The 19682-nt window shown below is 73.3% G+C and carries 30 protein-coding genes and 1 pseudogene; 17 read left to right on the forward strand and 14 right to left on the reverse strand.

Features of this window, described 5'->3' with window-relative positions; translation table 11 throughout:
• Nucleotides 1-9 precede the first annotated feature (9 nt).
• On the reverse strand, nucleotides 10-528 hold the full coding sequence (locus BAW75_RS26335; RefSeq protein WP_043330395.1) for a winged helix-turn-helix domain-containing protein: 519 nt from the start codon (nucleotides 526-528) through the stop codon (nucleotides 10-12).
• Nucleotides 529-792: 264 nt separating this feature from the next.
• On the opposite strand from BAW75_RS26335, the pseudogene BAW75_RS33095 reads away from it, so the two are divergent.
• Nucleotides 793-981 (forward strand): annotated as a pseudogene (locus BAW75_RS33095) (hypothetical protein); the annotation flags it as partial.
• 30 nt (nucleotides 982-1011) lie between these two features.
• Here the strand turns inward: BAW75_RS33095 and BAW75_RS26345 are convergent.
• Nucleotides 1012-2046 (reverse strand): sigma-70 family RNA polymerase sigma factor, encoded by a 1035-nt coding sequence (locus BAW75_RS26345; RefSeq protein WP_104115262.1) that lies wholly within the window; start codon nucleotides 2044-2046, stop codon nucleotides 1012-1014.
• Between the two features lie 95 nt (nucleotides 2047-2141).
• Here BAW75_RS26345 and BAW75_RS26350 point away from each other — a divergent pair, with 95 nt between their 5' ends.
• On the forward strand, nucleotides 2142-2969 hold the full coding sequence (locus BAW75_RS26350; protein WP_104115263.1) for an alpha/beta fold hydrolase: 828 nt from the start codon (nucleotides 2142-2144) through the stop codon (nucleotides 2967-2969).
• 68 nt (nucleotides 2970-3037) lie between these two features.
• On the forward strand, nucleotides 3038-3265 hold the full coding sequence (locus BAW75_RS26355) for a hypothetical protein (protein ID WP_043330397.1): 228 nt from the start codon (nucleotides 3038-3040) through the stop codon (nucleotides 3263-3265).
• A 48-nt stretch (nucleotides 3266-3313) separates the two neighbouring features.
• Here BAW75_RS26355 and surE read toward each other — a convergent pair whose 3' ends face one another.
• The 3 genes from surE to BAW75_RS26370 are packed head-to-tail and all read right to left on the reverse strand — an operon-like array spanning nucleotide 3314 to nucleotide 5330.
• On the reverse strand, nucleotides 3314-4144 hold the full coding sequence (gene surE, locus BAW75_RS26360; protein ID WP_104115264.1) for a 5'/3'-nucleotidase SurE: 831 nt from the start codon (nucleotides 4142-4144) through the stop codon (nucleotides 3314-3316).
• Nucleotides 4134-5075 carry a 1-phosphofructokinase family hexose kinase gene (locus BAW75_RS26365; protein ID WP_244206276.1) on the reverse strand — a complete coding sequence of 314 codons (942 nt, stop codon included), beginning with the start codon at nucleotides 5073-5075 and terminating at the stop codon, nucleotides 4134-4136. The genes surE and BAW75_RS26365 overlap by 11 nt, the downstream gene beginning before the upstream one ends.
• A 42-nt stretch (nucleotides 5076-5117) precedes the next feature.
• Nucleotides 5118-5330: a hypothetical protein gene (locus BAW75_RS26370; protein ID WP_043325155.1), complete on the reverse strand. Its 213-nt coding sequence runs from the start codon at nucleotides 5328-5330 to the stop codon at nucleotides 5118-5120.
• Nucleotides 5331-5509: 179 nt separating this feature from the next.
• Here BAW75_RS26370 and BAW75_RS26375 point away from each other — a divergent pair, with 179 nt between their 5' ends.
• On the forward strand, nucleotides 5510-6214 hold the full coding sequence (locus BAW75_RS26375; protein ID WP_104115265.1) for a hypothetical protein: 705 nt from the start codon (nucleotides 5510-5512) through the stop codon (nucleotides 6212-6214).
• A gap of 9 nt (nucleotides 6215-6223) precedes the next feature.
• On the opposite strand, the gene BAW75_RS26380 is transcribed toward BAW75_RS26375, so the two are convergent.
• Entirely contained in the window at nucleotides 6224-6412 is a 189-nt protein-coding gene (locus BAW75_RS26380) for a hypothetical protein (RefSeq protein ID WP_043325157.1), read from the reverse strand.
• Between the two features lie 67 nt (nucleotides 6413-6479).
• On the opposite strand from BAW75_RS26380, the gene BAW75_RS26385 reads away from it, so the two are divergent.
• Nucleotides 6480-6761, forward strand: coding sequence for a hypothetical protein (locus BAW75_RS26385; RefSeq protein WP_069089978.1), 282 nt, complete (start codon nucleotides 6480-6482; stop codon nucleotides 6759-6761).
• 9 nt (nucleotides 6762-6770) lie between these two features.
• Here the strand turns inward: BAW75_RS26385 and BAW75_RS26390 are convergent, their stop codons facing one another.
• Nucleotides 6771-7310: a hypothetical protein gene (locus tag BAW75_RS26390; protein WP_043325159.1), complete on the reverse strand. Its 540-nt coding sequence runs from the start codon at nucleotides 7308-7310 to the stop codon at nucleotides 6771-6773.
• A gap of 54 nt (nucleotides 7311-7364) precedes the next feature.
• Complete coding sequence (locus BAW75_RS26395) at nucleotides 7365-8312, reverse strand: FAD-dependent oxidoreductase (RefSeq protein ID WP_104115266.1); 948 nt, start codon at nucleotides 8310-8312, stop codon at nucleotides 7365-7367.
• 163 nt (nucleotides 8313-8475) lie between these two features.
• Between BAW75_RS26395 and BAW75_RS26400 the strand changes: the two genes are divergently transcribed.
• Genes BAW75_RS26400 through BAW75_RS26425 form a run of 6 tightly spaced genes read left to right on the forward strand, consistent with a single transcriptional unit; the run spans nucleotide 8476 to nucleotide 11290 of the window.
• Nucleotides 8476-8871: a YbaB/EbfC family nucleoid-associated protein gene (locus BAW75_RS26400; protein WP_244206277.1), complete on the forward strand. Its 396-nt coding sequence runs from the start codon at nucleotides 8476-8478 to the stop codon at nucleotides 8869-8871.
• Nucleotides 8868-9197: a hypothetical protein gene (locus tag BAW75_RS26405; RefSeq protein ID WP_043325161.1), complete on the forward strand. Its 330-nt coding sequence runs from the start codon at nucleotides 8868-8870 to the stop codon at nucleotides 9195-9197. The genes BAW75_RS26400 and BAW75_RS26405 overlap by 4 nt, the downstream gene beginning before the upstream one ends.
• 3 nt (nucleotides 9198-9200) lie before the next feature.
• On the forward strand, nucleotides 9201-9695 hold the full coding sequence (locus BAW75_RS26410; RefSeq protein WP_104115268.1) for a WXG100-like domain-containing protein: 495 nt from the start codon (nucleotides 9201-9203) through the stop codon (nucleotides 9693-9695).
• Nucleotides 9688-10215, forward strand: a complete 528-nt coding sequence (locus tag BAW75_RS26415) for a hypothetical protein (protein ID WP_043325163.1) — start codon at nucleotides 9688-9690, stop codon at nucleotides 10213-10215. The genes BAW75_RS26410 and BAW75_RS26415 overlap by 8 nt, the downstream gene beginning before the upstream one ends.
• Nucleotides 10212-10757 carry an SUKH-4 family immunity protein gene (locus BAW75_RS26420; protein ID WP_104115269.1) on the forward strand — a complete coding sequence of 182 codons (546 nt, stop codon included), beginning with the start codon at nucleotides 10212-10214 and terminating at the stop codon, nucleotides 10755-10757. Before BAW75_RS26415 ends, BAW75_RS26420 begins: the two co-directional genes overlap by 4 nt.
• Nucleotides 10754-11290, forward strand: a complete 537-nt coding sequence (locus BAW75_RS26425; protein WP_013285189.1) for an SUKH-4 family immunity protein — start codon at nucleotides 10754-10756, stop codon at nucleotides 11288-11290. Before BAW75_RS26420 ends, BAW75_RS26425 begins: the two co-directional genes overlap by 4 nt.
• Before the next feature lie 2 nt (nucleotides 11291-11292).
• Here the strand turns inward: BAW75_RS26425 and BAW75_RS26430 are convergent, their stop codons facing one another.
• The 3 genes from BAW75_RS26430 to BAW75_RS26440 form a co-directional block, all read right to left on the reverse strand.
• Nucleotides 11293-12174, reverse strand: a complete 882-nt coding sequence (locus BAW75_RS26430; protein ID WP_104115270.1) for a hypothetical protein — start codon at nucleotides 12172-12174, stop codon at nucleotides 11293-11295.
• A gap of 47 nt (nucleotides 12175-12221) precedes the next feature.
• Entirely contained in the window at nucleotides 12222-12836 is a 615-nt protein-coding gene (locus BAW75_RS26435; protein ID WP_104115271.1) for a dihydrofolate reductase family protein, read from the reverse strand.
• A 135-nt stretch (nucleotides 12837-12971) separates the two neighbouring features.
• Nucleotides 12972-13709, reverse strand: a complete 738-nt coding sequence (locus BAW75_RS26440; RefSeq protein WP_104115272.1) for a VOC family protein — start codon at nucleotides 13707-13709, stop codon at nucleotides 12972-12974.
• 144 nt (nucleotides 13710-13853) lie between these two features.
• Here BAW75_RS26440 and BAW75_RS26445 point away from each other — a divergent pair, with 144 nt between their 5' ends.
• Complete coding sequence (locus tag BAW75_RS26445; RefSeq protein WP_043325168.1) at nucleotides 13854-14279, forward strand: iron chaperone; 426 nt, start codon at nucleotides 13854-13856, stop codon at nucleotides 14277-14279.
• 8 nt (nucleotides 14280-14287) lie between these two features.
• Here BAW75_RS26445 and BAW75_RS26450 read toward each other — a convergent pair whose 3' ends face one another.
• Nucleotides 14288-15241: an FAD-dependent oxidoreductase gene (locus BAW75_RS26450; RefSeq protein ID WP_104115273.1), complete on the reverse strand. Its 954-nt coding sequence runs from the start codon at nucleotides 15239-15241 to the stop codon at nucleotides 14288-14290.
• Nucleotides 15242-15333: 92 nt separating this feature from the next.
• On the reverse strand, nucleotides 15334-16071 hold the full coding sequence (locus BAW75_RS26455) for a hypothetical protein (RefSeq protein WP_244206278.1): 738 nt from the start codon (nucleotides 16069-16071) through the stop codon (nucleotides 15334-15336).
• Between the two features lie 159 nt (nucleotides 16072-16230).
• On the opposite strand from BAW75_RS26455, the gene BAW75_RS26460 reads away from it, so the two are divergent.
• The 5 genes from BAW75_RS26460 to BAW75_RS26480 all read left to right on the forward strand — a co-directional run bounded on the left by BAW75_RS26460 (nucleotide 16231) and on the right by BAW75_RS26480 (nucleotide 18712).
• The gene (locus BAW75_RS26460; protein ID WP_208635315.1) at nucleotides 16231-16692 is read left to right on the forward strand and encodes a MarR family winged helix-turn-helix transcriptional regulator; all 462 of its coding nucleotides are present in this window, start codon (nucleotides 16231-16233) and stop codon (nucleotides 16690-16692) included.
• Entirely contained in the window at nucleotides 16689-17504 is an 816-nt protein-coding gene (locus BAW75_RS26465; protein WP_104115275.1) for an NAD-dependent epimerase/dehydratase family protein, read from the forward strand. Before BAW75_RS26460 ends, BAW75_RS26465 begins: the two co-directional genes overlap by 4 nt.
• Nucleotides 17505-17566: 62 nt before the next feature.
• The gene (locus tag BAW75_RS26470) at nucleotides 17567-17899 is read left to right on the forward strand and encodes an ArsR/SmtB family transcription factor (protein ID WP_104115276.1); all 333 of its coding nucleotides are present in this window, start codon (nucleotides 17567-17569) and stop codon (nucleotides 17897-17899) included.
• A complete protein-coding gene (locus BAW75_RS26475) occupies nucleotides 17896-18372 on the forward strand; it encodes an SRPBCC family protein (RefSeq protein WP_104115277.1) in 477 nt (158 codons plus the stop codon). The genes BAW75_RS26470 and BAW75_RS26475 overlap by 4 nt, the downstream gene beginning before the upstream one ends.
• Complete coding sequence (locus BAW75_RS26480) at nucleotides 18350-18712, forward strand: nuclear transport factor 2 family protein (protein WP_043325175.1); 363 nt, start codon at nucleotides 18350-18352, stop codon at nucleotides 18710-18712. The genes BAW75_RS26475 and BAW75_RS26480 overlap by 23 nt, the downstream gene beginning before the upstream one ends.
• Here the strand turns inward: BAW75_RS26480 and ftrA are convergent.
• Nucleotides 18685-19677 carry a transcriptional regulator FtrA gene (gene ftrA / locus BAW75_RS26485; protein ID WP_104115278.1) on the reverse strand — a complete coding sequence of 331 codons (993 nt, stop codon included), beginning with the start codon at nucleotides 19675-19677 and terminating at the stop codon, nucleotides 18685-18687. The two genes, BAW75_RS26480 and ftrA, sit on opposite strands and share 28 nt — an antisense overlap.
• Nucleotides 19678-19682: the final 5 nt, after the last annotated feature.

Raw genomic sequence — 19682 nt, forward strand, 5'->3', positions numbered from 1 at the left:
GGGGCGGGGTCAGGGTGGGGTCAGGCGGAAGCCGACGCCTCGGACGGCGTGGATGGTGGCGGGGACGTTGAGGCGGGCGAGCTTGCGCCGGATGCGGCGTACCACCGAGTGCATGTCCGAGCCCCGCCCCAGGTGGTCGTTGCCCCAGACCGCGCGGTGCAGCCGGGCGTACGTCCACACCTGACCGGGCGTGCCGGCCAGGCAGACCAGCAGGTCGTGCTCCAGCGGCGTCAAGCCGACCTCGCGCTCCCGCCAGCGCAGCACCCGCCGGTCGGAGTCGACACCCAGCTCCAGCCCGGACGACGGGACGGAGGACGCGCCGGACGACGGAGCGGGCGGCTCACCGGCGGGTTGCGGCCGGGACGGCGGCGGGCCGGACGGACGACGGACCAGGTCGAGGAAGCGGCGGGCCTGGTGGACGCTGGAGACGATCAGGAACGCCTCGGTGCCGCCGAGCAGCTGGGCGAGCTGCCGTCGCTCGGCCGACGAGGACGCGACGCCGATGACCAAGGACGGCATCCCTGTCATCCGTTCCCACCTTTCCGGCAGGTTGAACCGCAACGCCGGGCGGTCGCCAGGCACGACGATGCGGGGCACCTGGCTTGCGGAGTTCGACCCGAGGGGTGCGGGGAGCTGCGGTTTCGTGAGGCTTCGGGGTGAACTACCGGGATCATATAGCCGAGCACCGATGATTGGTATAGCAGTTAACGTCGATGTAACTGCACGCGGTTCGGCACGCGCGTACCGATGAGAGCCGGGACGTACGCCGGTCCAATGCGTGTGATCACGCACATGCTCTCCCTGGCCGGCGGGACGCCGACCCGCGCGGACATCGCCGCCCGCTGCGCCGAACTGGCCGAGGCGCTGCGCGGCCGAGACCGGGGCGTGGTGGTGTGCGACGTGTCCGCGGTCGCCGCGCCCGACCTGGTCACGGTCGAGGTGCTGGCGCGGCTGCGCCTGACCGCGCGCCGCTTCGGCTGGGGGCTGGAGGTACGCGGGGCGGGTGACGACCTACGCGAGCTGGCCGGCCTGCTCGGGCTGGCCGGCGCCCTCCTCCAGCCGGTCGGGCAGCCCGAACAGCGGGAACAGGCGGTCGACGTCGAGGAAGTTGTTGAGCGACGTGATCCGGCCGCCGGAGACGCCGATGACGATCAGCGCCCACGGCACATGTCCTGAGCCGTCGGGGTCACGCCGGTAGTGCCCGAACGCGGGCATTCCGTTGGCGGCCGTCGGCACCAGCCGGGACCCGCGGCAGCCGCTGCCGGTGCCGGCCATCCAGTCCGCGATGTGCGCGGGGCCGCGCAGCCACAGCGGCAGCGGCGGCATCGACAGCGTCGCGTCCTCGTGCAGCAGCGCGGTCAGCGCCGTCAGGTCGTACGCCTCGAACGCGCGCACGTAGCGGGCGAGCAGCGCCTGCTGCTCCTCGTCGAGCGGACGGCGCGCGTCGGCCTCGGTGTCGGCCGAGGCGGTCGTGGCCCGCGCCCGCTGCAGCGCGCTGTTGACGCTCGCCACCGACGTGTCCAGCAGATCGGCGACCTCCTGGGCGGACCAGGCGAGCACCTCGCGCAGGATCAGCACGGCCCGCTGCTTCGGCGGCAGGTGCTGCAACGCCGCGACGAACGCCAGCCGCACCGACTCGCGGCCGGCGACCACCTCGGCCGGGTCGGCGACCTCGGGCAGCACCCGGTCGTCGGGCGCCGGGCCGACCCAGATCTGCTCCGGGCGCGGCTCGCCGGGATGGGTGGCCGTGCCGACGCCCGCCGGGCCGAGGTCCATCGGCCGGACCCGGCGCTGCGCGCTGGTGGCCATGCTGAGGCAGACGTTCGTGGCGATCCGGTAGAGCCAGGTCCGCAGCGCGGACCGCCCCTCGAACTTGTCGAAGTTGCGCCAGGCCCGGACGAAGGTGTCCTGCACCGCGTCCTCGGCTTCGAAGGCCGAACCCAGCATCCGGTAGCAGTAGCCGGTCAGCTCCGACCGGTACGCCTCTAGTTGCGCCTCGACGGGAACGCTCGCCACCTCGCTCACCCGGCTGAAACTAGCCCACATGCTGCATGAACGCGAGTACCCCGGGCGCGCGGCGATGAGTACGCCCCGTCCGCCCGGTCCACCGGTGGTCAGGTCAGCACACCCGAGGAGCACCGATGACCACCACGCAGCGCGACGAGACCCACGCCCCCGGGCGGTACGCCGACGTCAACGGCGTACGCCTCTACCACGAGACACACGGCAGCGGACGGCCGATGATCCTGCTGCACGGCGGCCTCACCTCGGGCGAGATGTTCGCGCCGATCCTGCCCGTGCTCACCGCGAAACACCAGGTCGTCGTGGTGGACCTGCAGGGGCACGGCCGCACCGCCGACGTGGACCGGCCGCTCGACATGGCGTTGATGGCCGACGACGTCGCCGCGCTGATCGACCACCTCGGGCTGGACCGGCCGGACGTGGTCGGCTTCTCCCTCGGCGGCGGCGTCGCCCTGCACGTCGGTTTCCGGCACCCGGAGAAGATCGGCCGGCTGGTCGCCGCGTCCGCGCACATCCGCCGCGACGCCGTCTACCCGGACATGCTGGCGCAGCAGGGTCAGGTCAACGCCGCGGCGGCCGCGTACCTGAAGGACACCCCGATGTACGAGCTGTACCAGCGGGTCGCGCCGCGTCCGGAGGACTTCCCCCGGCTGCTCGACAAGATCGGCGAGGCGATGCGGAAGGACTTCGACCTCGCCGACCAGGTGCGTGCCCTGCGGGTGCCGACGCTCGTGGTCGCCGCCGACGCCGACATGGCCCCGCCGAGCCACTTCGTGGAGGTGTTCGAGCTGCTCGACGGCGGCCGGCGCGACGGCGGCTGGACCGGCGAGGGCCGTCCGGCGGGCGGGCACGCGCTGGCGATCCTGCCCGGCCTGACCCACTACGACATCGACCAGTCGCCGCTGTTCGCCGCGGTCACCCTGGACTTCCTCGACCGGGGCCGCTGACCCGCGCGCGTGTGCCGCGTCCCGTACCGGGGTACCGCTTCCGGAGGAACACCGGTGAGGAGGACGAGATGACCGACCCCAGGTACGCACCGATCGGGCTGGCCACCGCCGGGCAACTGGTCCCCGACGACGGACAGACCGGCGGCGGTGAGGTCGTCGGCGCCGACGACGCGGCTGCCGACGCCGCCCGGGCCGGCGCCGACGTGGACCTGTCCGGGGCCGACCGGGACAGCGACGGCACCCCGGTGGGCGCCGCCGACGCCGAGGCCGACCGGCGGCGCGCCGCCGGCGAGTGACGCTCTCCGCCCCGCCGCCCGCACGAGGTGGCGGGGCGGAGCCGTCCCTCACCGGTCGACCGGCAGTTCGACGTCGGGCAGGTGCCCGAGCGCCCGGATCGCGGTGACGGCGGCGTACCCGTCGGCCAGCCAGGCGATGTCGGTGCCGGGGACCGCGCGGACCGCGTTCTCCTCCACCGCCGTACGCACGAACCCCTCGCCCCGCTCGGCGACGGACACCTGCACCTGACCGAACGGCGCGAGTGTCGCCTGCCGCAGCCCGGCCACCTGATCGGCCGGCAGGTCGGGCACGTTGAGGTTGAGCACCGTGCCCGGGTCCGCCTCGGCCAGCCAGGGCAGCAGCGTCGCGGTCAGCTCGGCGGCGGTCGCCCAGTGGCGGGACTCGTCGTCCACGCTGTCCAGCACCGCTATCGCCGCGCCGCCGCTGCCCGCGCTCGCCGCCGCCGGGGTGAGCACGTCGAGCGACACGGCGAGCGCACGGATGCCGTTGTTGCCCGCGGTCAGCGCCGCGCCGACGGTGCCGGAGTGCAGGACCGCGTGGCCGGCGTTGGCGCCCCGGTTGATGCCGGACAGCAGCAGGTCCGGCACCGGCCCGAACACGCCGAGCCCGGCCAGCACCGCGATGTACGCGGGTGAGGCCGCCACCGCGTACGCGGGCACGTCGGGCAGGCCGTCCAGCTCGGTCTCGCCGAACACCAGCCGCCCGTCCTCGGTCACCGCGGACAGCGCCGCGCTCATCCCGCTCGCCTCGTGCCGCGGCGCGGCGACCACCACGTCCAACCCACGTTCGTACGCGGCCCGGGCCAGCGCGCGGATGCCGGGGGCGTGCACGCCGTCGTCGTTCGTCACCAGCACCCGGGGCGGCCGGTCAGCCGTCATCGTCGCCACCGTCCAGCGGGGTCAGCCGCACCCGGCCGGCCAGTTCCCGTACCGCCTCGGCCCGGCCGGTGCCCAGCCCGTGCCGGGTCACGTTCAGCGCCCCCGCGGCGGCCCCGACGTGCAGCGCCTCCCGCATGTCGCCGCCCCGGGCCAGCACCGCCGCCACCCCGGCGGTCATCGAGTCACCGGCGCCCCGGTGGTCGGCCAGCTCCAGCGGCGGGGCGTGCACCAGCAGCGCCTCGCCGTCCTCCGGCAGCGCCAGCGCGGGCTCCCCGGCCCGGCTGATCAGCACCGTCCGCGCGCCCCGATCCTGGCAGCGCCGGCCGGCGTCGCGCAGCGCCTCCACGCTGTCGTCCTTGGCCAGGCCGTCGTCGAGCAGTTCCTCGTGGCTGACCTTCAGCACGCTCACCCCGCCGTCGAGCACCGCCTCCAGGTACGGCCCGGACAGGTCGGCCACCACGATTCCGCCGTTTGCGCTCAGGTCGGCGGCGAGCCGCCGGTAGATGTCCGGGTCCACCACACCCGGGTCGGCCGGTCCGCTGAGCACGCTCACCGGGGCACGCAGCCCTTCGGTGAGCGTCACCGTGTACAGCTCGTCGATGTCGTGCCGCACCATCGGCACGCCCGGGTTCTCGGCGATCTCGGTCCGCTCGCCGTCCCGCCGGTCGTGCACGTACCAGCCGGTGCCGGACTCGCGCCGCACCATCCGTACCGTGACGTCCTCGTCGTCGAGCAGCTTGCGGACCGCGTCGCCGACCTCGCCGCCGAGGCCCACGCACATGGTCACCGGCACGCCGAGCGCGGCGATCATCCGGCTCTGCCACACGCCCTGCCCGCCCGGGTGCAGATGCAGCTCGGTCGCTTCGCCCTGCTGCTCGATCGTCACCGTCAACAGCGGGGCCGGGGCGAACACCATCACCTTCTGGTCCATCCGCCAGTGTTGCCCGCTGACCGGCCCCGGTAATCCCCCAGGTCAGCGCGGGCGCGCGACGGCGCGGCGACGCCGCAGGTACGGCAGCGCGAACAGGTAGAGGCCGCTGATCAGGAGCAGGGCGAGCGGCAGCAGCGGCACGTAGGAGACCCACACGATCGGGTCCTTCTGCGCCAGCGCCACGAAGGTGATCACGACGGTCACGGTGAAGGCGACGGAGAGCCAGCGGTGCAGTTGGCGGATGCGCGTATCCATTGATGCCTACCTCCCGGCGGTGGCCTCCCCGGCGGGGAGGCCCGTGCCGGAAACGCTAGGTCGGGGCGCCCGCCCAGGGCTTCTCGATTCCTGACCGGTCCGCGCCGCCGCGCGCACAGGACCCTTTGCCCGGCCGCCCTACCCTGCCGACAAGAGCAGCCGAGCCACGGGGGGCAGGCATGCAGATCATCGAACACAGCGTCATCGGCACCCGCTCCGCCGTGCTCCGGCTACGCCGGCCCGGAAGCCGGTTGGAGTTCCTGGTGTTCCCGATGCTCCACGTGGCGAGCCCGGGGTTCTACGCAGCGGTCACGAAGCGGCTCCGCGAATGCGACCTGCTCGTCGTCGAGGGCGTCAGCGGCCGGTCGGTGGTCGGCTCGGCGTTGACACTCACCTACCGGGCCATGCCGGCCAACCGGCGCTCCGGCCTGGTGACGGACCCCATCCCGTACGCGTCCCTCGGCGTCGAGGTGCTCAACCCGGACGTGTCGGCGGCGGAGTTCGCCGAGGGCTGGCGGGCGATGCCGCTGCGGTACCGCCTCCAGATGTGGCTGGTGATCCCGTTCGTGACGGTGATGCAGTTCTTCGGCGGCACCCGGCGTCTGCTCTCACCGGAGATCGAGGTGAACGACCTGCCGTCGCCCACCGACGAGCGGTACGCCGACCACGAGTTCACCGAGCACGCCGAGCGCGCGTTCGGCGGCGAACGCGACGAGCGGCTGCTCGCCGCGTTGTCCGAGCTGATCCGTACCCGGTCCTCCGAGCGCATCGACGTGGCGATCGTGTACGGCGCCGGGCACGTGCCGGCGATCGTGCGCGGGCTCTTCGAGCTGCACGGATACCGGCCTCGCGCAGCCGAATGGCTCACCGTTCTGGAGCGGTGAGCCGGACGCTCAATCGGCGGCCAGCTCCGGCCGGTGCTCCTTGATCCACTCCTGGACGTCCGACTTCAGCCAGACCTTGCCCTGCACGAGGTCGGCCACCGGCTCCGGGAAGTTGCGGTTACTGGTGATCACGTAGACCCGCTGCTTGCTGATGCCGCCCAACATCACGCGAATCTCGGCTGCGCCCACCAGCTCCATACGCCGGACGCTAGACAGTTGACCTGGCTCCTTGACTCGGGTCAACGCCTCGGTCACCGTATGGGGTATGCCGACATCCTCGCCGCCGGGCCGCCCGCCCAGAACGATCCGGCCGCACGTGGCGATCCGGCCGCTGTGGCTCTGCCGGGTCTGCGCCGGCCCGTGGCCGTGCCAGCCAGCGCGCCTGTTGTTGCTGCTGGAATACCGGCGGGACCGGGTGGCGCTGTCGATCTACATGGCGACATGCCTGTTCGACGCCGCCGCCGACCTGCTGAGACTCAACCCCGATCCGGGCCCACGTCCCGACGAACTGTTCCACCGGTTCGTCGCGTGGACGAGACACACCTGAGCGGACAGGTCACTCTCGTCCCGCCGGGCCCGCTGACCAGTCGTCCACCCGCATCCGCGACGGCGACCTCGCTGTCTCAGAGCGCCGCACGAACCCGGCGACGGCGAGCGCGCTCATCGTGGTGGCCACGGCAGCGGCCAGCACCAGGAGGGTGGTCTCCACCTGCACCGTACGCATGTACTCGCCGCCGTTCGCGGTGGCCGACGCGTAGCGCACGGCCGCGAGCGGGTTGAGCAGCACCGCGGCGATGCCGGCGGTCCAGGCCGCCCTCGGTAGCCGCTCGTCGCCGGGACTGACGGTCCGCCGGGCGGCCCAGCAGCCGAGGGCCGCGAACGTGACGAGCAGCGTGACCGGCAGCAGCCAGAGCACGGCGGGCAGCAGGTCGCGGAGGGGCACCACGGCGTCGAGCAGCTCCACCGGGAAACTGGCGCCGTCGTGGGTCACCACGCCGATCCGGTGGCGGTAGGCCGCGAGCGCGACCAGCGTGCAGCCGATGTGGACGGCGATCAGGGCGACGAGGGCGGACAGTGCGGCGCGGCGGGCGGACACCGGGCCGAGGCTACCGCCCGCGCGCTCCGGCGGGGGGCCGCCCGCACCGCGCGGTCAGACACTCAGGGCGAGATCGGCGACCTCGGCCCCGGAGCCCCAGGACAGCGTCACCCCGGCGCCGCCGTGGCCGTACGCGTGCACCAGCCGCCCGTCCGCCGGGTCCACCTCGACCCGGGGGCCGCCGTGCCGGGCCGGCCGCAGCCCGATCCGCTCCCCCAGCACCGGCGCGTCCGCGAGTTGCGGCACCAGCGCCACGCACCGGCGGCGGATCGCCGCCGCCTCCTCCGGGTCGGGGCGGGTGTGCCACACCCCCGCCTCGTAGGTGCCGCCGAGCACCACGTCGTGGCGGCGCGGATGCACGTACGTGATGCCGGCCGGGTCGCCCTCGTCGCGAACCGAGACGGTCAGGCCGGGGTTCGCCACCAGCAGGACGTGCCCGCGCGCCGGGTACACGGCCGGGTCGGCGGCGAGCCTCCCGGCGGCCAGACCGGTCGCGTTGACCACGACCGGCGCGACCTCGTACGCCTCGGCGAGCGTGCCCAGCGCACGGCGGACGACCCGGCCGCCGCCCGACTCCAGGCGCTCCCGCAGCCAGGTGAGGTACGGGGTCATCTCCACCGACGGGGCGGTGAACCGCAGCAGCGCGGTGTACGGCGGCTCCGCCGGCTCGACCACCAGGTCGCCGCAGGCGTCGGCCCACCAGGGCGGCCCGGCGTAGGGGTGGTGGCGCAGCCACATCCGGGTGGGCCGGTCGACCACCCCCGGCACGCCGTCGGCCGCCTGGCGGCGCAGCTCGGCGTGGGTGTCCCGGGCCCAGCGCAGCACCCGTGGGTCCTCGTCGGTGTGGCTCGGGTACCAGACGGCGGCGGCCACGGTGGACACCGTGTCGGCCGGGTCGTGGGCGGTCAGCGCGCCGACCGCGGCGCCCCGCCGCTGGAGCGTGAGCGCTGTCGTCATCCCGATGACCCCGCCGCCGACCACCACCACGTCCGCCTCGGTCATGTTCCGCTCCCGTCGCCCGTACCCGTGTTCCTGCCGATGGTGGCCGCCCGGACGCCCGGTGTCCAAGACGGATCGTGCGTCGCACGGGACAAATCGCTTTGTCCGTCTCGGTTACGCTCGTGGCGTTTGGCCTTGGGGAGGTCTCATGAGTGCGGATCCTTCGATGAGCGGCGATTTCACCCGCATGCTCGACGCGACGATGGCGGCACTTCGGACGGTGGGTCCGCCGCCGGCGGACGAGCCGGAGACACCGGCGGTCGGCGAGGCCGCCGACGGGCAGGTCCGCGCCGAGATGGGACGCGACGGCAAGCTCCACGCGCTGCACGTCGAGCCGCGGCTGATGCGGCTCGGCTCCGAGGAGCTGACCGCGCACATCGTCAGCGCGGTGAACGCGGCCGCCGACGGGCTGCGTACCGGCGAGAATCCGCAGGTCGCGGACATGTCGCAGTTGCGGGAGCAGTTGCAGGAGGTACGGGACACCGCCGTTCCCCGGCTCGGGTCGTTCCTCGATGCGCTGACCGAGGCGCAGGAGCGGATGGCACGCGGCGGGCAGCGATGAGCGGCGGCGGCTTCGAGGTGCACCCGCCGCTGATCCGGGCCGCCGGGCGGGGCGTCACCGACGCGGCCAAGCGGTTCACCGGCGAGCTGGAGGCGTTCGAGGCACGGATGCAGGGCTACGGCGAGCCGTGGGGCGCCGACGACATCGGGTCGCTCATCGGCATCGCCTACACCGAGGTGGCGAACTACATCTTCGACTGTGTCGGCATGGCCGCCGACGAGTTCACCGCAGCCGGCGCCGACATCGCCGGGATGGCCGACTCGTACGAGCGGGTCGACGAGGACGGCGCGGGCGCCATGCGTTCGCTGGCCGGCGGGCTGGGCTGAGCCGTGGGACTGCAACTACCGGGTGAGCTGGTCACCGCGCTCGGCTGGATCGGCTACACCTGGCCGGCCGCCGACGAGGAGAAGCTCTTCGAGATGGGCCAGGCGTGGCTGGAGTTCGGCGGCCGGATCGGGGCGGCGGCCGGCGCGGCGGACGCGGCTGCCGCGCAGGTGTGGACGCAGAACGTCGGTCCGGCGATCGCGGCATTCCAGAAGTGGTGGGGCGGCGAGCAGAACGGGCCGGTCGTGCTGCACGACAGCATGCCCGCGGCGATGCTGCTCGGCGCCGGGCTGATCATCTGCGCGGCGATCGTCCTGGCGCTGAAGATCGCGGTGATCGTGCAGCTCGCCATCCTCGCGTTCGAGGTCGCCCAGGCGATCGCCGGCGGCGTGGTCACGTTCGGCGCCTCGCTGGCCGAGATCCCGATCTTCCAGATCATCACCCGGGAGATCGTCGGCGCGCTCATCGACCAGGTCATCGGAAGACTGCTCGATGCCTAGCCCGAGGCGCGGCCGGGGCGCCGCCGCGAAACCGGCGGCCGGCAAGATCGTCCGCAAGGCGGTCGAGAAGCTGGAGAAGCCGATCGTCCGGGTCACCGGGCCCAACCGGAGCCTGCCGACGAAGGTGGTCCGGGTGCAGCGCCGGGACTTCCACGCCACCGCCCAGTTCCGGCGCAAGATGGCCGCGCTGAAGAAGCTCAGCGACGACGGCAAGCTCTACAAGGCCACCAACCCGGTGGCCCGCGACAAGAACCTCACCGACGGGTACAAGGACCGGATCCGCCAGAAGATCTGGGACAAGTACTGGCCGCACGACAAGGACCTCGCCAACCGGCTCAGTCAACGGCTCAGCGACTACCACCCCGACCACGTGTGGGAACTGCAGCTCGGCGGGCCGGACACCGTCGACAACCTCAAGCTGCTGCATGGTAGAACCAACACGGACATCGGCTCCCAGATCTGGGGGCAGATCCAGAATCTGCCGGACGGAACCCCGATCCGAATAGAGGTAGTGGATTGACTTCCGATCTCGCGCAGCTTCTCGCCGAACTCCGCGCCGACCTGGCCGCGGACGAGCCGGCCAGTCTCGCGTACGGGCAGATCGGCGACCCGGCCGACGAGGGCGACGTGCCGGCGGAGCTGCCGGACGGCGTCCGCGAGTTCCTGCTCGTGGCCGACGGGCTGCGGGCCGGCGCGTTCGAGCTGGCCTCGACCGGCCGGCTGCCCGATGTCCAGTACTTCCTCGACTACGCGCCCGACTTCTCCCCCATCCCGCAGGACAAGGGCGGCTGGCTCGTCGTCGGCACACGCAGCGACGAGCCGATCTTCCTGGAGCGCGCCACCGGGGCGGTCTGGTACTTCCCGCCGACCGGCACCGAGTGGTTCATGGGCGACAGTTTCGAGGAACTGGCGCCCGACCTCGACTCGTTCGTGCACTACTACGTGCTCGGCCCCGGCTACGCCGAGCTGGTCACCGACGACGACGGGTGGTACGCGTTCCTCGACCGGCAGGGCCTGCTCGACGAGGCCGAAGCCGAGGACGAGGACGAGGCGCAGCCGTGACAGTCACCCGCGAGCAGCTCACCGCGCTGTGGGGTGAGCGGGGCGTCATCTACTTCCCCGACCAGCGTTTCGACGCGATCCTCGGGCCGCTCGGGCCGGAGGTGTTCCCGCCCGACGGCGCGCTTCCGGTCGAGGTGCCGATCCTGTTCACAGTGGACGTCTCGGTCCCCGACGTCGAGCTGTTCTCCACGCTGTCGATCGAGCTGGGCGACCAGGGCCCCCGCCCGTACGTCGTGCTGGGCGCCTCGCCGGAGGACCCGGCGCTGCTGTTCTGCCTGGACGCGGGCACCGGCGCGGTGATCCTGCTGGACCTGGAGACACCGAACCTGGAGACGGTGAACAGCACGTTCGCCGCGTTCGTGGAGTTCCTCTACCGGCTCGGGCAGCTCATCGCCACCGACCCCGGCGGGCGGGAGCGGGCCGCGCGGGCGGCGGCGATCCGCGACGACCTGCGTCCGGTCGACCCGGTCGCGTTCGCCGAGCCGGAGTCGTGGTGGAACATGGCCTTCGACGAGCTGGAGTCGACCGCCTGAGGTCAACCGGCCGCCGGTGCGGCCCGGTCCGCGCCGGTCAGCCCGGCGACGAGCAGCAGGTACGCGGCCAACTCCACCGCCACCGTCAACGCCGCCACCGGTTGCGGCATCGCCAAGGTGGGCGGGATGGCGTACCAGGCGAACAGGGCGGTGCCGTCAGCCGAGACCGGCAGGTGCACGGCCTCGATGCCCGCGTCGAGCAGCGGCAACGCGAGCACCGCCAGCAGTGCCGCGCCGGTCGCGGCGAGCCGTCGGCCCCGCCCGGCCAGCAGCACGGCGAGCGCCAGCGCGGCGAGTGCGAGCGCCAGCGGCGGCACCACCGCGAGGACGAGCGCGGGCACGACGTCGGCCTGGTCGTACCCCGAACCGTCCACCCGGGTCAGCGTGGTCTCGGTGCGGATCTCCAGGCCCGGGGTGACGGCGGCGACGGCGACGCCGATGTCGGTGACCCGGACTGCCGCGTACCCGACGACGGGTGCGGCGGCGACCGCGGCGGCGATCAGGTGCCGGCGCCGTCCATGGCCCCGGCACGCGACCAGCAGCACCGCCACCGCGACAAGCGCCGCCCAGCTCCCGGCGAGCGCCGCGTCGAAGCCGGCCGTCCGGTCGACGGCGCTGTCGCCGCTGCCGTACACCGTCCAGCCGAAGTCCCCGGCGCCCGGCCCGGCCGGCATGGTGCGGACCGCGTCCACGATCAGCGGTGCGAGCGCCGCCGGCACCGCCCAGCGCGGGGCGGGCAGTCCGGCGGCGACGGCGTACGCCCGCTCGGCCGCCAGGCTCAGCACCTCCGCGCCGCGCCAGAGCGGTGCGGCCACCAGGACGCCGACGACGTGGGCGACGGCGGCCACGGCCGCAGGGATCAGCAGCAGCGGAGCACGACGCACCGGCGGATCCTTTCACGGCACACCGGGCCGCCGCCGCCCCGTGATCGTCAGCTGCCGGCCGGCACCTGGTCCTTGATGTCGTCGTACCCGGCCGCGCCCGGCGCCGACGCCGGGGTGTAGATCACCCGGATCACGCCGGTCGGGTACGCCTCCGTCGCGGCCACCCGCAGGTGGTACGGCGCGTCGCCCTCGTCGAACAGCCGGCGGCCCTTGCGGGCGGCGACCGGGTGCACCAGCAGCCGCAGCTCGTCGACCAGGCCCGCGGCGAGCAGTTGCTGCACCACCGAGATCGAGCCGGGAATGAGGATGCCCTTGATGCCGGCGTCGGCCTTGAGCGCGCGCACGGCGTCGGTCAGGTCGCCCTGGATCAGCTCCGAGTTGCGCCAGGAGAACTCCAGCGGCTGGCGGGACACGACGACCTTGCGCATGTCGCCGAGCTGCTTGGCGAACGGCGCGTCCTCACCGCCGGCGGCCTCCCGGTCAGGCCAGGCGCCGGCGAAGCTGTCGTACGTCTCCCGGCCGATCAGCAGCACGTCGGAGGTGTCGTAGTCCTCGGTGACGGCGCGGCCCATGTTGTCGTCGAAGTACGGGAAGTGCCAGTCGGGGTCGATCTCGGCGACACCGTCGGCCGAGATGAACAGCGTGGAGATGACAGTGGCCATCGCGGGGCTCCTTCTCAGGTGGGTTCGACGGGTAGACCGCCGCACCGTGTCAAACTCATCGGCCCGCGACGACGTCACCGGGTCGGAACGTGAAATCCGGCGGAGCGCCCTCGCCCGCCCGGCGCCGCCAGCGGGTCAGCCCGGGGTGAGGACGCAGAACTCGTTGCCCTCCGGGTCGACCAGCACCCGCCACGGGATGTCGGCCCCGCCCAGGTCCGCGTCGGTGGCGCCGAGCGTCCGCAGGCGGGCGACCTCGGCGTCCAGGTCGTCCGACGGGTACGGGCGGACGTCGAGGTGCACCCGGTTCCACCCGGTCTTCGCATCGGCGCTGCGGGCGAACCGCAGGTAGGGCCCGACGCCCTGAGCGGAGCGCAACACCGCCTGCTGGTCGGTCACCTCGTGCACGGTCCAGTCGGTGGCCCGGCCCCAGAAGCCGGCCATGGCGCGCGGGTCGGCGCAGTCGACCACCACCTCGGCGATCGGCCCGGTGTCCGCGCGCCGCGGGTCCGGCTCGCGTACGCAGAACTCGTTGCCCTCCGGGTCCGCCAGGACCGTCCACGGCACGTCGCCCTGGCCCACGTCTGCGGGGGTGGCGCCGAGCGCGGTCAGGCGCGCGACCAGCTCCGCGTGGTGCGCGGCCGAGGTGGTGGCGAGGTCGACGTGGACGCGGTTCTTCGCCGTCTTGGGCTCGGTGGAGACGACGAGGTCGACGTAGAGGGCGCGGGGGTCCGGGTAGGTGAGGCCCGCGGGTTCGAGGTTGGTCACGCCGGGTTCCTCGCTGGAGATCTCCCAGCCGAGCACCTCCGCCCAGAAGCCGCCGAGCGCGACCTCGTCGTGTGCCTTCATGTTGATCTGTACGAGCCGGGTTGCCATGGCCGCGATGGTAGGTGCCGCGCCGGGTCGCCGTGGTCCCGGCAGGTGGTCAGGAATCGAGAAGCGGGCGCCCACCGCCGGGCCATAGCGTTGCTGCCAGGCGGTCGGCACCACGCGGACCGCGAGTCACGAGGGGGGATCGAGATGTCCGACGGGTTCACTGCCGAGGAACGCGCCGCGATGAAGGAGCGCGCGGCCGAGCTGCGCGCCGAGGGCAGGAAGGGCGCGAAGAAGGCCGACGACCTGCAGGCGGTGCTCGACCGGATCGCGCAGATGGCGCCGGAGGACCGCGAGCTGGCCGAGCGCGTGCACATGACGATCATGTCCGCCGCGCCGGAGCTGGCGCCGAAGACCTGGTACGGCATGCCCGCGTACGCCAACGCCGCCGGCAAGATCGTCGTGTTCTTCCAGGACGCGGGGAAGTTCAAGTACCGCTACTCGACGGTGGGCTTCCAGGAGGCGGCGAACCTCGACGACGGCGACATGTGGCCGGCGTCGTTCGCGCTGGTGCGGTGGAGCCCGGAGGTGGAGAAGAAGCTCGCCGAGCTGGTGCGTACCGCCGTGTCCTGACCGTGCCGTCAGGCGGACGGCGCGGCGCCGAGGGCGAGCGCGGCGGCGTCGCGGGCGCAGCCCCAGGACAGCATCACGCCGTTGCCCGCGTGGCCGTAGTTGTGCACGACGAGCGCGTCGCCGCGCCGCTGCGCCGCCACGCGCGGCGGCGCCCGGCCGGGACGCAGCCCGACTGTGTGTTCGAGGACCTCGGCGGCGGCCAGGGCGGGTTCGATCGCGACGCACCGGGCGAGGACGTCGGCCTCCTCGGCCGGATCGGGGGTGGTGTCGTCGCTGCGTCGCTGGCCGCCGCCGAGCACCACGTGGTCGCCGTGCGGGAAGATCGACGCCCAGGCCGGCGCCATCGGCGCCTCCATGAAGAACCGTTCCAGGCCGGGGTTGCGCACCACGATCCGGGGGCCGCGCACCGGGTACAGGCCGGTGTCGCCGGTCAGGGCCCGCGCCGCCAGCCCGGCGCAGTTGACCACCACCGGGGCCAGCGTCGCCGCCTCGTCCAGCGAGCCGACCGGCTCCTGGCGCACCTCGCCGCCGCCGTCGCGGAGTCGCTCCAGGAGGTACGCGAGGTAGACCGGCATGTCGACCAGCGGCAGGCGGACGGTGAACGCGGTGCCGAAGCCGGCCGGCCGCTCGTCGTCGCCGAGCTGCCGGAAGCCCGGCGTCTGCTCGGCGTACGGGGGCGTCGCCCCGGCCGGCCAGGCGGCGAGCGTGCCGTCGCGCCACACCACGCCCGGCATGGGCTCGGCGCCGAGCACCCGCAGCGTCTCGTCGGTCCAGGCGCGTTGCGGGTCGCCGGGTGGCGACAGGTTCGGGCCGACGAGCGCCGACGCCAGCGCCGAGGTGGTGCGGACGGGCGGCGCCGCCGTGCGGACGAGCACCCGGGCGCCGCTCTCGGCCAGCCGGATGCCCGTGCTGAGCCCGCTCACGCCGGCTCCGAGGACGACGACGTCCGGATGTGCGGTCATGGCGGGCCCCCATCGCGTCGCGGCTGCGGTCGCCCGCCCATTCTGCCCGGCGATCCCCCTCCCGTTTGCCCCGTCCGGCCGCCGTCAGTCGCTCAGCGCTGCCAGGAGTCGAGGCCGCGGACCGCGGCGGCGGCGATGTCGTCGGACAGGCCGGGGTCGTTGCTGGTGCCCTCCCAGCCCTGGTCGTGCACGACGGTGACCGCGTCGGCGACCCGGATCACGATGATCTGGCTGGTGGCCTGCCCTTCGGCCGGGCTGCCGTCGAGGCCGGTAGCCGGTCGCGTCACCGTCACCAGCAGGGCTTCGTCGCCGGTCCGGGCCATCGGCTCGGACCGGACGGTGACGGTGCCGCCCGACTCCTGGAACGACCGGCAGGACTCCATCGCCCCGCGGACCCGGCGCAGGTAGTCGGCGGCGCCGGTGCCCTCGAACGCGAAGACGGTCTGGTGCAGCGTGCCGAAGGGGACGTTCTCCGGCGGGTCCGTCGGCTTCTTGTAGGCGCTCGTCATGGCGGCGCTCGCGGTGACCGACCGTCCGCCGCTGCGGAACTCCTGGTCGCACAACTCGGGCAGCGCGTCGGTGACCTCCATCGGCTGCGCCTCGGTCTTGCGTAGCTCCGGCGGCAGGTCGGCGAAGGCGGACGTCGGGATCGTCACGCGCCCGCCGGACGACTGCGACGTCTCCGGCGTCGCGGGGGCGGTGGCCGAAGTCGCGCTCGGGTCCGCGGCGCCGCCGTCGTCCCCACCGCCGTCGCCGCACGCGCCGGCCAGCAGCGCGGTGACGAGCAGGGGTACGCCAAGCATCCGCCTACGGCGACTCGGTGTCCTCATGTCGACCTCCGTCCCGTGCCCGTCCCGACGACGTTCCCGATGCCACGCCGCCCGAAACGGCGTGCCAGTCCCCTGCTCCCCCAACTGCCGGGCGCCCCGTGGCGTTCCGGCGGGCAGCCACCTCTTGACATGTCGTTAGGCACCTGACAATGTTGTCAGGTGCCTAACGACATGAACGCCTACGAGCTGGCCGCTCCGGGCGTCTGGGCGAAGAAATACTTCCTCGCCAGCCGGGCCCTGATGGAGTCCGTGCTGCGCCCCTACGATCTCGGGAACACCCAGTGGTACGTGTTGTACCGGCTGAGTGAGGGCCGGCCGGTCGGCCAGCGCACCCTCACCCGCGAACTGGAGGTCGAGCGGGCGACCCTCAGCGCGGTGATCGCGGCGCTCGTCCGCAAAGGGCTGATCGAACAGGTGCCCGACCCGGACGACCAGCGTCAGAAGCAGCTGCACATCACGCCGGCCGGCGTGAACCTGTGGAACTCGCTCCCCGATCCGATGGCGTTGATCGCGGAGGTCGCCTTCGGCGGGGTCGACCCCGCGGACATCGAGACCATGAATCGCGTCCTCAGCGGCGCGACCAGACGACTGATCGACTACCGGAAGGAGCACGGGTCATGACCGTTCTCGTGACCGGCGGAACGGGCCTGGTCGGCCCCCGCCTGCTCGGGCGACTCACCGCGGCGGGTGTCGAGTGCCGCGCCCTCGTCCGTCCCGGAAGAGACGTCCCCGAAGGCGTGCGGCGCGTCGAGGGTGACGTCCTCAGCCCCGAATCCCTGCCGGCGGCCGTGGAAGCGGTCACCGCGGTCATCCACCTGGCCGCCGTCTTCCGCACCCGCGACGACGAGCAGATCTGGGCCGTCAACCGTGACGGCACCCGCAACCTGATCGCCGCCGTCGAGAAGCACGCGCCGCAGGCCCGGTTCCTGCTGGCCAGCACCTCCCACGTCTACGGCGCCGACAGCACGCACCCCGGGCGTGAGGACGACCCCGTCGCGCCGACGCTGGCCTACCCCGCCAGCAAGATCGAAGCCGAGCAGCTGCTTCGCGCCAGCGGGCTCACCTGGGGCATCCTGCGCCTTCCCTTCATCTACGGCGACCGGGACGGGCACCTCGAATCGTTGCCCGAACTCGCGGCCGGCATGGGGTGGCACCCGGCACAGAGGCTGAGCGTCTGCCACCACGCCGACATCGCCACGGCGTTCGCACTGGCCCTCACGGGCGCGTTCGACAACCGCACCGTCAACATCGCCGACGAGTCGCCCCTGAGCATCTACGAGATGTCCCAGCTCGTCGGCTACTCCTACGGCTCCTCCGCCGAACCGCTCCGTCAGCCGTGGCGGGGGCAGATGGACGTCAGCCTCGCCCGCAGCCTCGGCTTCACACCGACGATCAGCACCATCTACGAGGCCGTCCGCAGCGGCGCGCTCTGACCCGGCGCCAGCATAAACAAATGGCTGTTTGCGCAAACGTGTATTTGCGCTAGCGTGAGGGCATGCGCTCCGATCCGGACCTCGATCTCGCCTTCGCCGCGCTCGGCGACCCGGTCCGCCGCGCCCTGGTGACCCGCCTCGCGCGCGGGGAGGCCACCGTGGGCGAGCTGGGTGAGCCGTTCGACCTGACGCCGCAGGCGATCTCCCACCACGTCGGCGTGCTGCGCCGGTGCGGCCTGGTCGAGCAGCGGCGGGAGGGCACCCGGCGACCCTGCCGGCTGCGCGTCGACCGGCTCACCCGGCTGAGTACCTGGATCGATGAGCAACGCCGCGCCTGGGACGACCGTCTGGACGCGCTGGAGACGCACCTCGCCGGTCCGGAGGCGACCCGGTGAGGGCGAGCACCGAACGGCACGGGGACGAACTGATCGCCCGACGGCACCTGCCCGCCGCGCCGGAGAGGGTGTGGGAGGCCTTCACCTCACCGGCGAGCATCGCGGCGTTCTGGGGCGGGTCGCACGCCGACGTGCCGCCGGACTCGGTGACCGTCGACCTGCGGCCGGGCGGGGAGTTCGTCCTCGACACACGCGCGCCCGACGGCCGGACCGGGCGGCTCCGGTTCGTCTACGTCAGCGTGGACCCGCCACGGGAGCTGGTGTTCGACGAGCCGGTCACCGGGCTGCGTACCACAGTCGCGCTCCGGCCCACCGGGAACGGCACCGACCTCATGGTGCACCAGCGCAAGCTCCCGCCCGAGTTGCGTACCGACCAGGCCGCGGACGGGCTCGCCTCGATCCTCGACGCGCTCGCCGCCCACCTCCGACACCACGACGATGGAGACGACAGTGCCCCGAGCAACCCAGCGTGACCTGGTCGCGGAATACTTCGCCGGCTTCCGGGCGAGCGACCACGAGCGCATCCTCGCCACCCTCACCGACGACGTGGAGTGGGTCATCCACGGCCACCGCACCACCCGCGGCCGGGCCGAGTTCGACGGCGAGATCGAGAACCCCGCGTTCACCGGCAGTCCACGGCTCGACGTCGAGCGCGTGATCGAGGACGGGCCGGTCGTCGTGGTCACCGGCGAGGGCCGGGGCGCCACCGTCGCGCACGGGCCGTTCCGCTTCGCCTTCAACGACCTGTTCACGTTCCGGGACGGGCTCATCGCCCGCGTCGACTCCTACGTCGTCCCGCTGCCCGGGGCGTGAGCGCCGCCTGACGCCCCGGTGAAGGCCCGCCGGTACGCCGACGGCGAGGTCCGCATCGCGGCGGTGAAGTGGTGCCGGAACGTCACCGCCGTCTCGAACCCCACAGTGGCGGCGACCTCCTCGATCGGCGCGCTCGTCGTCTCCAGCAGCGGCAGGCTGGCCTGGACGCGCCGGTCGATCAGCCAGCGGATCGGCGTGGTGCCGGTGGCCCGCGCGAAGTGCCGCAGGTACGTGCGGGGCGACATGTGCGCCTGCCGGGCCAGCCGGGCCACGGTGATCTCGGCGGTCAGGTTCGCCAGCGCCCACGACATGCTCGCGGCGAGCCGGTCGTCGCCGGGGTCGGCCGGGACCGGCGCCTCGACGAACTGCGCCTGGCCGCCGTCGCGGTGCGGCGGTACGACCAGCCGGCGGGCGACCGCGTTGGCGATCGTCGGCCCGTGGTCGCGGCGTACCAGGTGGACGCAGAGGTCGAGACCGGCAGCGCTGCCGGCGCCGGTGAGGACGTCCCCGTCGTCGACGTACAGCACGTCCGGGTCGACGCGTACCGCCGGGTGCCGCCGGGCGAGCAGGTCGGCGTACCGCCAGTGGGTGGTGGCCCGGCGGCCGTCGAGCAGGCCCGCGCCGGCCAGGGCGAACGCGCCCGAGCAGATCGACACGATCCGGGCGCCCCGCCGGTGCGCGGCACGCAACGCGGCGGTCAGCCGGGGCGACGGGTCGGCGTGCACGTCGGCGACGCCGGGCACGATCAGCGTGCCGGCGCCGGCGAACACGTCGAGGCCGTGGTCGGTGTGCAGCGTGGCGCCGCCGACCAGCCGCACCGCGCCGGGTGTCTCCGCGCAGACGGTCAGCTCGTACCAGGGCACGTCGAACTCCGGGCGGGGCAGGCCGAAGACCTCGGTGACGATCCCGGTCTCGAACACCGACATGCCCTCGTACGCAAGCACCGACACGGTGGCACGGTTCATGGCGG

The sequence above is a fragment of the Micromonospora chalcea genome, assembly GCF_002926165.1.
GTDB lineage: Bacteria > Actinomycetota > Actinomycetes > Mycobacteriales > Micromonosporaceae > Micromonospora > Micromonospora chalcea.

Excerpts from the sequence above, each read along its gene's own strand:
- BAW75_RS26335 (WP_043330395.1), bottom strand. The coding sequence starts at position 528 with ATGACAGGGATGCCGTCCTTGGTCATCGGCGTCGCGTCCTCGTCGGCC.
- BAW75_RS26345 (WP_104115262.1), bottom strand. The coding sequence starts at position 2,046 with ATGTGGGCTAGTTTCAGCCGGGTGAGCGAGGTGGCGAGCGTTCCCGTC.
- BAW75_RS26350 (WP_104115263.1), top strand. The coding sequence starts at position 2,142 with ATGACCACCACGCAGCGCGACGAGACCCACGCCCCCGGGCGGTACGCC.
- BAW75_RS26355 (WP_043330397.1), top strand. The coding sequence starts at position 3,038 with ATGACCGACCCCAGGTACGCACCGATCGGGCTGGCCACCGCCGGGCAA.
- surE (WP_104115264.1), bottom strand. The coding sequence starts at position 4,144 with ATGACGGCTGACCGGCCGCCCCGGGTGCTGGTGACGAACGACGACGGC.
- BAW75_RS26365 (WP_244206276.1), bottom strand. The coding sequence starts at position 5,075 with ATGGACCAGAAGGTGATGGTGTTCGCCCCGGCCCCGCTGTTGACGGTG.
- BAW75_RS26370 (WP_043325155.1), bottom strand. The coding sequence starts at position 5,330 with ATGGATACGCGCATCCGCCAACTGCACCGCTGGCTCTCCGTCGCCTTC.
- BAW75_RS26375 (WP_104115265.1), top strand. The coding sequence starts at position 5,510 with ATGCAGATCATCGAACACAGCGTCATCGGCACCCGCTCCGCCGTGCTC.
- BAW75_RS26380 (WP_043325157.1), bottom strand. The coding sequence starts at position 6,412 with ATGGAGCTGGTGGGCGCAGCCGAGATTCGCGTGATGTTGGGCGGCATC.
- BAW75_RS26385 (WP_069089978.1), top strand. The coding sequence starts at position 6,480 with ATGCCGACATCCTCGCCGCCGGGCCGCCCGCCCAGAACGATCCGGCCG.
- BAW75_RS26395 (WP_104115266.1), bottom strand. The coding sequence starts at position 8,312 with ATGACCGAGGCGGACGTGGTGGTGGTCGGCGGCGGGGTCATCGGGATG.
- BAW75_RS26400 (WP_244206277.1), top strand. The coding sequence starts at position 8,476 with ATGAGCGGCGATTTCACCCGCATGCTCGACGCGACGATGGCGGCACTT.
- BAW75_RS26405 (WP_043325161.1), top strand. The coding sequence starts at position 8,868 with ATGAGCGGCGGCGGCTTCGAGGTGCACCCGCCGCTGATCCGGGCCGCC.
- BAW75_RS26415 (WP_043325163.1), top strand. The coding sequence starts at position 9,688 with ATGCCTAGCCCGAGGCGCGGCCGGGGCGCCGCCGCGAAACCGGCGGCC.
- BAW75_RS26435 (WP_104115271.1), bottom strand. The coding sequence starts at position 12,836 with ATGGCCACTGTCATCTCCACGCTGTTCATCTCGGCCGACGGTGTCGCC.
- BAW75_RS26440 (WP_104115272.1), bottom strand. The coding sequence starts at position 13,709 with ATGGCAACCCGGCTCGTACAGATCAACATGAAGGCACACGACGAGGTC.
- BAW75_RS26445 (WP_043325168.1), top strand. The coding sequence starts at position 13,854 with ATGTCCGACGGGTTCACTGCCGAGGAACGCGCCGCGATGAAGGAGCGC.
- BAW75_RS26450 (WP_104115273.1), bottom strand. The coding sequence starts at position 15,241 with ATGACCGCACATCCGGACGTCGTCGTCCTCGGAGCCGGCGTGAGCGGG.
- BAW75_RS26455 (WP_244206278.1), bottom strand. The coding sequence starts at position 16,071 with ATGAGGACACCGAGTCGCCGTAGGCGGATGCTTGGCGTACCCCTGCTC.
- BAW75_RS26465 (WP_104115275.1), top strand. The coding sequence starts at position 16,689 with ATGACCGTTCTCGTGACCGGCGGAACGGGCCTGGTCGGCCCCCGCCTG.
- BAW75_RS26470 (WP_104115276.1), top strand. The coding sequence starts at position 17,567 with ATGCGCTCCGATCCGGACCTCGATCTCGCCTTCGCCGCGCTCGGCGAC.
- ftrA (WP_104115278.1), bottom strand. The coding sequence starts at position 19,677 with ATGAACCGTGCCACCGTGTCGGTGCTTGCGTACGAGGGCATGTCGGTG.